At 46.8% G+C, this 13,228-nt stretch carries 8 protein-coding genes; 2 read left to right on the top strand and 6 right to left on the bottom strand.

All coding sequences use genetic code 11. The features are described from left to right. Nucleotides 1–139 precede the first annotated feature (139 nt). Nucleotides 140–817, bottom strand: coding sequence for a peptide-methionine (S)-S-oxide reductase MsrA (gene msrA / locus CLV98_RS19905; protein ID WP_229203479.1), 678 nt, complete (start codon nt 815–817; stop codon nt 140–142). A 138-nt stretch (nt 818–955) separates the two neighbouring features. Here msrA and CLV98_RS19900 point away from each other — a divergent pair, with 138 nt between their 5' ends. Together CLV98_RS19900 and CLV98_RS19895 are read left to right on the top strand one after the other, a co-directional pair. Beyond that, entirely contained in the window at nt 956–1,501 is a 546-nt protein-coding gene (locus CLV98_RS19900; protein ID WP_109677272.1) for a CopD family protein, read from the top strand. Between the two features lie 196 nt (nt 1,502–1,697). Continuing rightward, entirely contained in the window at nt 1,698–6,077 is a 4,380-nt protein-coding gene (locus CLV98_RS19895; RefSeq protein WP_109677269.1) for a PAS domain S-box protein, read from the top strand. A gap of 219 nt (nt 6,078–6,296) precedes the next feature. On the opposite strand, the gene CLV98_RS19890 is transcribed toward CLV98_RS19895, so the two are convergent. The 5 genes from CLV98_RS19890 to nadC all read right to left on the bottom strand — a co-directional run bounded on the left by CLV98_RS19890 (nt 6,297) and on the right by nadC (nt 13,221). Then, on the bottom strand, nt 6,297–7,298 hold the full coding sequence (locus tag CLV98_RS19890) for an aspartate-semialdehyde dehydrogenase (RefSeq protein WP_109677267.1): 1,002 nt from the start codon (nt 7,296–7,298) through the stop codon (nt 6,297–6,299). 156 nt (nt 7,299–7,454) lie between these two features. Beyond that, a complete protein-coding gene (locus tag CLV98_RS19885; protein WP_109677265.1) occupies nt 7,455–7,844 on the bottom strand; it encodes a RidA family protein in 390 nt (129 codons plus the stop codon). 64 nt (nt 7,845–7,908) lie between these two features. Beyond that, complete coding sequence (recQ, locus tag CLV98_RS19880) at nt 7,909–10,059, bottom strand: DNA helicase RecQ (RefSeq protein WP_109677263.1); 2,151 nt, start codon at nt 10,057–10,059, stop codon at nt 7,909–7,911. A gap of 141 nt (nt 10,060–10,200) precedes the next feature. Continuing rightward, on the bottom strand, nt 10,201–12,321 hold the full coding sequence (locus CLV98_RS19875) for a ComEA family DNA-binding protein (RefSeq protein WP_109677260.1): 2,121 nt from the start codon (nt 12,319–12,321) through the stop codon (nt 10,201–10,203). A 24-nt stretch (nt 12,322–12,345) separates the two neighbouring features. Then, nucleotides 12,346–13,221, bottom strand: a complete 876-nt coding sequence (gene nadC / locus CLV98_RS19870; RefSeq protein ID WP_170120690.1) for a carboxylating nicotinate-nucleotide diphosphorylase — start codon at nt 13,219–13,221, stop codon at nt 12,346–12,348. Nucleotides 13,222–13,228: the final 7 nt, after the last annotated feature.

The raw sequence follows: 13,228 nt of genomic DNA, 5'->3' as shown, positions 1-13,228 counted from the left end.
AGTAATAGACCGTTTTGTTAAATAACTGGTACAAAATAACTCAATTAATTCAACCATTCAAAACGATAATGGGGCCAATTATTGAACGGGGAAAAATGGGCCACCAATGGGTAGTTTAGACGAATAACTGACCTAAAATTTATTGATCAGCTTTTAATTTATCCTTGAAGACCTTCCTGAATTTATCCAATTTTGGCGCGATTACGAAGGCACAGTAACCTTGATCCGGATTTTTTTCGAAATAATCCTGATGATAATCCTCAGCAATATAAAAGGTAGGAGCTTTCTGGAGCTGGGTAACAATAGGCTTGGGATAGGCTCCCGAGGCATTGAGCTCCTCAATAGCCTGAGCTGCTAACCGCTTTTGCTCACTGGTCGTGTAAAAAATAACCGAGCGATACTGGGGGCCTACATCATTGCCCTGGCGGTTGAGGGAGGTAGGATCATGGCTACGGAAAAAGGCCTCCAACATATCCGCATAGGAGATCACCTTGGGGTCATAGTAGATGCGGGTACACTCGGCATGGCCACTAAGGCCCGTTGATACCTCTTCGTAAGTAGGGTTAGCCATGGCTCCACCGGCATAGCCCGACTCCGCCTCTTGGACACCATCAAGCGTCTCGAAAACCGCTTCTGTACACCAAAAACAGCCGGTTCCGAATATCGCCACTTCCATTCCCGACCTATCGGCCTTTTTCACTTTGTTGGTACTTTTAGTATTTTTCTTCTGATCGGATTGGGCACACGAAATGGCCGCTAAGCTACATAGCAGACCTAATGTGACCAGCCCTATGGTTGAATTTAGTTTCATCATCATTTTTAGTTAAGTATGTTATTCGGTTAACGATTCCATACACTTTAAAGTTTATTCCAAGATTTGTAGATAATTTACGAAATTTGAAGGATATTCGATTTAATATCCCAGAAAAGGCCCTAGTCCTTTTAACAGTCTCTTATGAGTTATCTCCATTTTAAGGCTTTACATATCATTTTCGTGGTCAGTTGGTTTGCCGGACTGTTTTACATGCCCCGGCTGTTTGTATATCATACGGACGCACAACAAAAAGGTGACGTGGAACGAGATATTCTTACCAAAGAATATCTTAGAACAGAGAAATTACTCTGGAATGCCATTATGACCCCAGCGTGTTGGTTGTCCCTATTATTTGGAGGCATTATGCTATATATGAGCCCCCATTGGCTCTACCAAGGATGGATGCAGCTTAAGCTGGCCTTCGTGGCTGGGCTCTTGGCTTATCATTTCTTCACTTTAAAAATTTTAAAAGAAATACGGCAAAATAAGTTCCGTTTCACGTCTTTACAGCTTAGGCTGTATAACGAAGTAGCCACCATATTCTTGTTTGCGATTGTTTTTCTGGTGGTTCTAAAAAATACCATGGACTGGATATGGGGGGTAATAGGCTTGGTAATTTTTGCGATCACCATCATGTCGGCCGTAAGGATGGTGAAGCGAATTCGTGAAAAAAAAAGTAGATCTTAACGCTAAAGGACGTTTATTCTATTATTTATTATGATCCATGAGCAATAAAATATGAATATATAGCCATAACCTATCAAAATTGGCCAATTATTGCTAATTTGATATACCTTTTATGGGCCCTCCCCCTTTATCTATCTACCGAATGCTCAGGGACTATAAATGAATTTATAGTCCAATTCCGAAATACTCAACGCTAATGAAATCTTTACCGATTCCGGAAAATGAATATGAACGCCTTAAGGCTCTGAGGAATTATCGAATCGTCGATACCCACGCTGAAAAGGAATTTGACCGACTTACGGAGCTCGCCTCCATTATCTGCGAAGTACCTGTTTCCTTGGTCACTCTGATCGACAAAGACCGACAGTGGATTAAGTCGTCCTATAACATGGAAATAGAAGAAACCAGCAGGGAGACAAGCTTTTGCCAATATACCATCCTAGACGACGGACTAATGGAGGTGGAGGATACCACCCTTGACGATCGGTTTAAGGATAACCCTTTCGTAACGGCCAACGATGGAGTACGGTATTATGCCGGATACCCCCTTGTCAGTCCGGAAGGCTATGCCATTGGGAGTTTTTGTGTCATCGACACCAAGCCGCATAGGCTTAGTGACGTTCAGCATAAGGCCCTTAAGTTACTATCGATACAGGCCATGGACCTGATTATCGACCATAAAAAGCGGGAAGAACTTCGGCATTTTGAGCACCTTTTCCGCTTGTCTAACGACATGATTTGTCTTACTGGAGCCAACGGATATTTTCGTCAAATCAATCCTGCATTTGAACGAATACTAGGATGGAAGCAAGCCTATCTGCTAAAGACCTCCTTATATGAGCTCATTCACCCCGAAGATGTAGGACATACCTATCAATCATTAACGCAACTTTTACATCGAAAAGAGGATCCAAATTCTAGTCCGGCCAACTTCGTGCACCGCTTCCGGAACAGCTCGGGAAAGTATCGCTACATTCAATGGACGGCCTCCTATGAGCCCGTCAGTGGCAATCTGTTTGCAATAGGACGCGACATAACCGAGGAGCGTCTCAAAGAAAACAAGCTACGAATGAGCGAAGAACGTTTCCGTTCTTTTTTCGAAAATTCTCAGGGGTTTATGTGCACCCACGACTTGTATGGAAAAATACTCTCCGTTAACCGGGCTGGAGCGGAACTACTCGGTTACCGCCCCGAGGAGGTCCTAAAAATGACATTATATGATTTGATTCCATCGAGGCATCATTCGGCTATTCATTCGTATATGGAGCAGATACGCCAAACTGGAAAGGCTAACGGATTTATGACCACCAAGCATAAGGATGGCAGTCATCGGGTATGGAATTACCATAATATTCTCCTAAAAAATGCCGACGACATAGACTATGTCGTTGGTAATTCGGTAGATGTTACCGAAAGTCAAGTGATGGCCAAGAAACTGCAGGTCATGCAACAGCAGCTCATTCAAACGGGCAAAATGGCCCGAGTTGGGGGATGGGAGGTCGATTTGATCAGAAATAAAATCCTGTGGTCGGACATGACGCGGGAGATTCACGAGGTGGGACCCGACTTCATTCCCAGCATGGAGGATGGAATATCCTTTTATAAGGAAGGTCCCGACCGTGAGACCATCCTCTCTCTGGTACAGAAAGCCATGGAAGAGGGTAGCAGCTTCGACGTGGAACTCCAATTGGTTACGGCTCAAAAGAAAGAGATCTGGGTAAGGTCCCTAGGGTTTGCTGAAATGGAAAATGGAATTTGCAAACGCTTGTATGGCACCTTTCAAGACATCGATGCTAAGAAGAGAACCGAACTGGAGATTATTAATTCCCGGAAATTCTTGAATGATCTGCTAAATGCCTCTTCTGAAGTCAGTATCATTGCCACAGACACCCAGGGCTTGATTACAGTGTTTAACCGCGGTGCTGAAAAATTATTGGGTTATAGGGCAGAAGAAGTTGTCGGTATTCATACCCCTGAGCTTATTCACCTCGAGCAGGAAGTACAGGACTATGCGGCAGCACTAAGTGAAAAGGCAGGCGAGGCGATCCAAGGCTTTAGAACCTTTACCTATAATGCGGAAATAAATGGCTCAGACCAAAGGGAATGGACTTATCTGACCAAAAATAAGGAAACAATTCCAGTGATGTTGGTAGTGACCTCCATTCGAGATTATCAACAAAACATTATTGGGTACTTGGGCCTGGCAACCGACCTGTCGGCACGAAAAAAGGCCGAAGCGGCACTCATCAGCGAAAAAGCCCGTCTATCGGCTTTCGTCCGGAACGCACCTGCAGCCGTAGCGATGTTTGACCTCGACCTGAAATACCTCGCCGTGAGCCGTCGATGGTTAGAAGAGTACAAAATTGAAGATCGTCTGGTGATCGGAAAATCCCATTATGACATTTTCCCTAATCTGTCCCAGAAATGGAAAGATATCCACCAAAGGGCATTGAAAGGGGAAGTGGTCAAAAATGACGAGGACCGCTGGCGCCCCGAAGGATGGGACCATGACCAATATCTTAATTGGGAAATTCATCCTTGGTACCTGCCCAACCAGACCGTCGGAGGGCTGATGATGTTCACTCAGGACATCACCGAGGCGGCCCTACAAAAAGAAGAACTACAACTCGCCAAAAAGCAATCGGAACAGGCGAGTATTGCCAAATCGGAGTTCTTGGCCAATATGAGTCACGAAATCCGTACCCCGCTCAATGGGGTGATAGGCTTTACCGATTTGGTGCTTAAAACAAAAATGAGCGAAGTGCAGCGGCAGTACCTGACCATCGTCAATCAGTCGGCCAACTCCCTGTTAGGAATCATTAATGATATCCTCGATTTTTCAAAGATTGAGGCGGGAAAGCTAGAACTGGACATTGCCAAAAGCGATATTTATGATATCACGGGCGATTCGGCAGATATCATTTCTTACCCCATACAAAGCAAAGGGTTGGAATTATTATTGAATATTCCCAATAACCTACCCCGTTTCGTATGGGTAGACGAGATACGCATCAAACAGGTGCTGATCAACCTACTCAGTAATGCGGCCAAATTCACCCCTTCGGGTGAGATTGAGCTAAAAATAGAAATTCTAGACTATGACCCTAGTCTTAGCGACGCATTGAGTTGCCGCTTCTCGGTGCGGGATACGGGTATTGGCATCAAAGAGGAAAAACAAGCCAAAATATTTGAGGCCTTTTTACAGGAAGACAGCTCCACCACCAAAAAATATGGCGGAACAGGCCTCGGCCTGGCAATTTCTAACCAGCTTCTTAAAATGATGGGAAGCAAATTGCAATTAATTAGCAAACAAGGGGTAGGTAGTACCTTTTATTTTGACTTAACCCTGCAGTCGGAGCCGGGAGAACCCATTCAATGGGAGCATTACGATATCCTTAAACGGGTCCTTATTGTGGACGACAACCACAACAATCGGATGATCCTCAAGCAAATGCTGGAACTACTCAATATAGAGTCGGTGGAAGCCGTAAATGGGCATGATGCGATTCACCTGCTCTCAGGAGACCTGCACTTCAGCGCCATTTTGATGGATTACCATATGCCCGAAATTGATGGCCTCCAAACCATCGCCAAAATACGCCGAGAATTAGGCCTAAATGCCGACCAGCTCCCCATAGTCTTGCTCAGTAGCTCGGCCGAAGACGCCACCGTGCTCAAGAGCTGTGAGGCTTTAGACGTCAATTATAGACTGATGAAGCCCATTAAAATAGACCTACTCACCCAATGCCTCTCCCGACTGACTAAAAAGGAAACTCAGTCTTTAACCTTTGGCGACCCTCAGCTGCGACCGAGTAGGGTGGAATCCTTGACAATACTACTGGCCGAAGATAATGAGGTTAATATGTTTTTGGCCAAGACCGTCATCAAGAAGCTCATGCCCAATTGCCATATCCTGGAGGCCATTAACGGCCTAGAAGCCGTTGCCCATTGTGAAAAAGGACTACCTGATATCATCTTTATGGATGTACAAATGCCTAAGATGAACGGCTACGAAGCCACTCGTGCCATACGGCAGCTACCCGGTGCCGAAGGTATTTCTATTGTAGCCCTGACGGCCGCCAACGTTAAAGGCGAAAGGGATAAGAGCCTGGAGGTCGGCATGAACGACTTTATCTCGAAACCCTTTGTCGAACAGGATATCTGGAGTTTGCTCAACAGACTCCCTCAAACCAAAGAATTACTCGAAGTAGAATCAATAGAACCTATAAAGGAAATGACCAATACCACGATAATTGACGTTGATAAACTTCGAGAATATTATATGAATGACGAAGAGTTTATCAAAGAATTTTTAGTCCTTGCTCAGGATGCATTATTAAAAGCCCAAGAGGAATTACTTCTGCACCACCAGAAGGCCGATCTCGACCAAATCAAGGCGGTGGGCCATCGATTGAAAGGAGCAGCCTCCGCCGCCTTCTTGTATCGTGTGACCGATATATCCAAACAACTCGAAAGCCTGATGAATTATGATGAAAAAACAGTAGGTTCCTTGCTAAGTGAGTTGGATCAGGAAATTGCCATTATACTGCCCCTCATACAAAATTGGCAGTCATAAACGGGTTATTGGCCTATATTAGTAACCAAAGGATACGATACATACTGATCCCACTAGTCCAGTTTCAACAAAAAAACAGATGGGAAGCAAGTACACAAGCCTAATGTCTATACTACAAACATTTAATTAGCAATAGTTTACAAACCTCCTTATACCTAAAAAGGCCTTGGACGATCTATCCAAGGCCTTTTTTAATGTTACTACAGGACTCCCTTAAGCCTATGAAACGGCTACGAGCTCATGCTTCACTAGGTATTCGGCAATCTGCACGGTATTGGTAGCAGCCCCCTTACGAAGGTTGTCGGCCACGATCCATAAGTTCAACGTTTTAGGCTGAGATTCATCCCTACGGATACGACCCACGAAAGTTTCATCTTTACCGTGTGCGGTCAAAGGCATGGGGTAAAGCAGGTTCTTGGGGTCGTCCTGTAGGATCACCCCGTCGGCTGCGCCAAGTATTTGACGTACTTCATCCAAATCGAATTCATTTTCGAACTCGATATTGACAGCTTCCGAATGCCCTCCAATGGTAGGAATACGTACCGTGGTGGCGGTTACAGCTATAGAATCGTCTCCTATGATTTTCTTCGTCTCATTGGTCATTTTCATCTCTTCCTTCGTATACCCATTGTCCATAAACACATCGATATGGGGGAGTACGTTGAGGTCGATCTGGTGGGGGTATACCTTAGGCTTGCTATGGTCACCTGCCCGTTCCGAAAACAATTGGTCTACGGCAGCCTTACCCGTTCCCGTTACCGACTGGTAGGTAGAAACGACTACGCGTTTGATTTTATATTTTTCATGCAAAGGATTCAACACCACTACCATTTGGATGGTAGAACAGTTGGGATTCGCAATGATTTTATCGTCTACCGTTAAGGTTTTGGCATTGATCTCTGGGACCACGAGTTTTTTGGAAGGGTCCATACGCCAGGCCGATGAATTATCGATGACGGTGATTCCCGCTTCTGCAAAACGTGGAGCAAGCTCCAGAGAGGTGCCTCCTCCGGCCGAGAAAATGGCGATTTCGGGCTTGGCAAGAATAGCATCTTCAAATCCGATCACCTTTATCTGTTTGCCCTTGAATGTAATTTCCTTACCTACAGACCTTTCAGAAGCAACGGCCAAGAGTTCCGTTACTGGGAAATTACGCTCTTCGAGCACTTTGAGGATTTCGCTACCAACCAAACCGGTTGCGCCTACTACCGCTATTTTCATTCTTGCACTAGGATTAAAATGGATTATGAAATGGACACTCCTTCTTTTCGCCCCAAATTGGTGGGAATCAAGGAAAAGTGCCGCAAATTTACTACGAAATTCATTAGAATGAGTCTATTTTTTAGATATTTAAACCTAAAACTCCTAAAACTACCTTTAGGATTCTGAGGCTATGGCCGTAAATTCGATCTCCACGAGGTACTCTGGGGCCACCAATTTGCTCACTTCATAGATTCCCGTAGTGGGTTTTATATCCCCGAAATAGGCCCCATGGGCCCGGGCAATGGCATCGAATTGGGTGATGTCGGTAGTAAAAATGCGGGTACGGATCACATCTTCCAAACCTACTCCGGCCTCCTTCAATACGACAGCAATACGGCTAATGATATTGTCGGTTTGGGCGTAAGCGTCGGTAGCCGTTACGCGCTCTCCATCTACGATAGCTACCGTGCCTGCCACCTCTACCACGGCGCCTATGCGAACCGCCCGGCAATAACCCATTTTGTCTTCCCAAGGCGAGCCTGAAAGGATATTTTTTCTTGTCATTGGTGCAATAAATATTTATGGTGAAAATAAATTAACTAAACACTACCTTCGGCATAGACGCATATTATCCGCTTTTGCCCTCTGCAATCACGAGGGCCAGCCTAATTTGCCCATAGTCGTACTGCTCGTTGAGCAGCTCATAGATCGGCTTTAGGGGCTCATCTTTCCGAATACTTAGCTCCTGAGCGGCCTGCACAATAGGCTCATATGCCTGAGGGTCCATGAGGGCTTCCAGATCCACCGCATGGCCGTCCTCCTTGAGTTTGATCAGATGCGATAGTATCGTTACAGGGTTGAGATCCCTCTTTTGGGCCATCACCTTCACCGAGTATCCCTGCTGGTACAGCTCCCAAGTCTCCAGGTAGGTCAGCCCTTTGGCAATCCTGGTACCTGGCTGGGTATTCTCCTTTGCAAACCGGACGATCTCCTCAATAAATACGGAGCCATAGCGCCGGTATTTTTCGGCTCCTATCCCCGCTACAGCCTTCATCTGTGCCTCCGTGATGGGTCTTTTTTGCGCCATTTCCGACAAGGTAGCATCCGAAAAAATAACATAAGGGGGCACAGACAATGAATCGGCCAACTGCTTCCTGAGCACTCTCAGTTTTTCGAATAGGGCATCTCTGATTATTTCCTGCTTAGGCTTGGCACTTATGACTTGGGCTTCCTCCTTGGCCTTTCTTTCGGCTACAGGTATGAATTTTACCAGTTCCACCTTACGTTGCCCCCGGAGCACCTGCTCACTGAAAGCGTTAAGCTTAAAAGCATGGGCTTCGTCGTAGGCAATGTCCATCACCCCAGAATTGAGCATTTGGCTGATATACTCGGCCCACTCTTCTCCCTTCAGATCGTTACCCACTCCAAATGTACGAAGGCGATCGTAGCCATACTGTATGACACTACGGTTGCGGCTTCCCCTCAAAATATCGATTAACATCCCCATGGCTATTTTCTGCTCGGTACGGGTAATGGCCGACAGGGCCTTCTGCGCTATAATACTGGCATCGAACCGGGTACGTGGATTACGACATACGTCGCAGTTGCCACAATCCTGCTCCACGGCCTCGTTAAAATAGCTCAAAAGGATACGCCTACGACATATATCGGCCTCTGCATATTGTTTCATCCTTTCGAGCTTGGCTTTCAAGACTTCCTTTTGCTCCATAGGCTGTTCGGAGTTATTGATCATCTCCTGCCGGGTAATAATATCCATGTAGCTGTAAAAAAGGGCGGTATCGGCCGGAGATCCATCCCGTCCTGCCCTACCTATCTCCTGGTAGAAGCTCTCTACATTGGAAGGTAAATTATAATGGATCACCCACCTGACATTGGACTTATCGATCCCCATTCCGAAGGCTATCGTAGCCACGATCACCTGTATATCGTCCCTCAGGAATTGCTCCTGTACCGAGGAGCGAATCTCGGGCCTTAGCCCCGCATGATAATACTCCGCCTTTATGCCTTCTCTTTGCAGGCTGGCGGCCACGGTTTCGGTACCCTTGCGGCTCAGGCAGTAGATAATGCCCGACTGCCGTTCATGCTTATGGATAAACCGTTTGATTTGCTCTATCCGCTTACGTCCTGGCAATACGGTCAGGTTCAGGTTAGGTCGGTCAAAACTGCTAACATAGGTCGGTGCATTTTCAATACCCAGCTGTCTGAGTATATCGCGCCTGGTGACGCGGTCGGCTGTGGCCGTCAGGGCAATGATAGGAACATTCGGAAAAAGCTCCTTCAAAAGATTCAGCTGGCGGTATTCGGGACGAAAATCGTGCCCCCAGGATGATATACAGTGCGACTCGTCGATCGCAAAAAGCGAGACCTGCCATTCCTTTAGGAACTGAATGGTATTGCCCGAAAATAGCTTCTCCGGGGCTATATATAGCAATTTTAATTTACCCAATTTGGCTTGCCAGAGGATCTGATCCTGCTCCGGGCCCGACTGGCTGGAGTTCAGATAGGCCGCCTCTATGCCGTTGCCCTTCAAAGCCTCCACCTGATCTTTCATCAGGGCTATCAGCGGCGACACCACCACCGTAAGCCCCGGCTTCAGCAGGGCCGGAATCTGAAAACATATCGACTTTCCTCCTCCTGTGGGCATTAATACTAAACAGTCTTGTCCGTCCATAACCGTCTCAATAATAGCGGCTTGGTTAGGACGAAAGCTTTCGTAGCCAAAATATTGCTTTAATATAGCTTCTTTAGTCTGTTGCATTTATACCTTATCTCGTTGATTGGTAGATATTGTTCCAATGAGAACATCTACGATTATATTCAAAATTTGTAATGGGTCTAACTGCCCACATCGGACACATCAATACCCGAACCCAGTGGATCCAAGCGCAAAGATACGCCTTCAAAATTGATACAACAGCTGGGCCTTTATTTCGCTCCGCGTTTTACCAGCTATGCTATTCAGTCCCGAGCTTATGCTGTCAAGGTGTTGATAGCGGGTCTGCGACCATCTAAGCCATAGCCTAAGGTCGTTCGACAGGTTATATTTTAACAGCAAATAGTGCCTCGTCCCAGTATCATAATAGGCGGGAATAGAAAAGGCATACAGCATATCCTTCTCATAGACATACTGTCGACTGTCATAATTGTCGGTTTTAAAAAAGGCAAGCCTGCCGCTAAGTTCCCCCTTAGCAAACTTCCAGGTAGCATCTTGCACCACAGTGAAGCCTCTGCTCTCCGAATAACCGATATAACGGAACGCTCCATATTGTATTCTGGTCCGTAAAACATATTTCATGGGCTTGTCCCATTGCATATGGAGCACCGCCGAGCGACGTTCCGTTTCCACTAATGGTACCAGGCTAGCCTCGCTATTGGGCAAATTCCTTTCTTTATTTTTCTGTTGAAATAATAAGTAGGCCGAAAACCTTTTGTGCGGTTTGTAGCGGGCATGAAGGAAATAAGAGTACCCTTGGGACGGAGCATTGACCAAATACTTTAGCCACGGAAAGCTAAAGTAATCGTAATAGGAGCTGAACTGCCATTTTCGGCTAGGGCTATATCGTAGGCCCCAATAGGTACCGTCTTCATTGATAGGGCGCGAAGACTCCGCCAGCGACTGCCCATAAAACGTATGAAAGTCTTTGTCGTAATGCCGCAGTAGAAAGGTAAAATCTACGGTTTTCCCCAATCCAGCGATAAGCCCTCCAACGGCCCCGATTCCACCACTTTGCGACCGCGCTCCTTCTCCAAAAAAATGAAAATTTTGCCAATGGTAATCCCCATGCAAGCCTAATACCCAGTGGTCAGCACCACTGAATTCATAATAGTTGTAGGGCTGGGCTTTCCTTTGGATCTTTATCCCATAGTGGGTATACAGGGAAGTGAGGCCCAGCTGGCCTTGTTGTGACTTAAGCCGATATAGACTATGGAAACCGATGTTCTGTTCGGATATATTCCCATGCTTATCCCGCTCGGCCGCCGTACGATGATATCCAGACCCTACCAACGAAGAGATAACCGCTTCGTTAGGATCGGCCACGGCTTGGTCCAGACTCCCGTCCCTACGGGTACTGGAGCCTAGAAGGGTAACATCGAGCCGAGGACCTACCCGAATGGTAGCAGCTAGCCCTCTCATATAATTGGCCTCCAGCGCGGAGGTATATGGCCGTAGCCCTAAAGTACTCCTATAGGTAGACCTGATTACCTCTGAGCCCATACCGAGCGAAAACCCCGCCGCAAATACCAGACCTTGCCCCACTTGTAGCTGATAATCGCCCAAGAGCAGATTCTTGACACGGCCTCGATTGAGTACTTGAGCATGAAAAGAGGTAAAATCTGGCCCAAAAATTTGCCGTTTCGGCGACCAGTTCCATGGCCTTTCTCCAGCATCCTTTTCTATTGTAAAGCCTAGGCTATAAAGCCCCGTTCTACTCTTTCTATAACGGATGTAGCCGTTCCATGCCGGACCTAAATAACGGGTGTTGGAGCGGGCGTTGGTATCGATGGCCGAAAACCCTTTCTGCTGCTCCAGCAACTTGCCCGACCTTACCATCAGAAAGTGCTGAGTGGGTTGCACCCACCCGGTCCTCAGCCCCATGCGCGGGGGCTGTACCGTCACAAAGGGTAGGAGGTCGAATATAGAAGGCAAGTCGAAGCCATCGATGGCCTGTAGCTCATAAACGGATAGGAACGGCCCTACGGCTTGCCTATAAGCCATTAAGGCATTCAATTGCGCCTCCGACAAGACATACGTAGCGGCCAGCTCTTCTCTTGTAGCCTGGTTTAGGTCGAGGGGATTGGTGTACAGCAGCAAGAGGGACTCATAAAGGTCTGTTTGGTCGGAAGCATCCGACTCGAGGGGCAACAAGCGCTGCACAAATTCGGCGAGGTCGATCGTGGGACGTGCTGGCTCTTGGCTCCAAGCCAAGGTACCCATCAGACTGAGACATATGGCTACCATCGCCCAGGCGGCCTTCCTGTGGAATTTTCCTAGTATACACCAATGAAAAATCACTTCCATACGCCCTTCATAAGCGTGGAACGACTAGTATGCTTTCAAGCTCAAATCGAGGCTTCTAGCTTGGTGGATAATGGCCCCACTAGAGATCCCATCGACACCAGTAAGGGCCACTTGTCGGATGGTCCTCTCGGTAATATTTCCTGACGCTTCGGTTTCAAACCGCCCGTCGATCCGCCTTACGGCCTCTTTTAAGTCCTCAAGACTAAAGTTATCGAGCATAATGACCTGTACTCGACCATTCCTTAGGACCTCATCTACTTCTGTCAAATTCCGGGTTTCGACCTCAATGCGTAAATCTTTTCCAGTTTGCTTCAGATAGTCGTTGGTTTTGGCAATAGCCGCCGAAATCCCCCCGGCATAGTCGATATGATTGTCTTTGAGCATGATCATATCGTAAAGCCCCATTCTGTGATTATGGGCTCCTCCAATTTTCGCAGCCATTTTTTCAAACAACCGGAAATTGGGCGTCGTTTTACGGGTGTCCAGCAGCTTCACCGGTAAGTCGGCGATAAGTGCTGCCATTTGGCTCGTATAAGTGGCAATTCCGCTCATGCGTTGCATCACATTCAGCACCAACCTTTCGGCCATCAATATCAACTGTGAACTCCCTTTTACAGTCAACACAATATCGCCTTTTTTTACCTGAAAACCATCCTGTATGCGCACATCAATTTCAGGAATGTCAAAACCATATACGCGAGCAGCCACTTCAAAAATCAACATGGCTACTTCCACCCCGGCAATAACGCCATCCTGTTTCACCAGCAAATGGGCCTGATTAACCCCTAGAGCGGGCACACAGGAAAGGGTAGAGTGGTCGCCCGTATCGATATCTTCTAACAGGGCCAGGCGTACCAAGTCTTTTATGTCGTGTGGATTAGTGGGCAGTTGGGTATTCATCATACGA

Source organism: Dyadobacter jejuensis, assembly GCF_003149085.1.
In the GTDB taxonomy this organism is placed as follows: domain Bacteria; phylum Bacteroidota; class Bacteroidia; order Cytophagales; family Spirosomataceae; genus Dyadobacter; species Dyadobacter jejuensis.
Note: the sequence above shows the minus strand (reverse complement) of the source record. Positions and strands in the feature narration are given on the sequence as shown.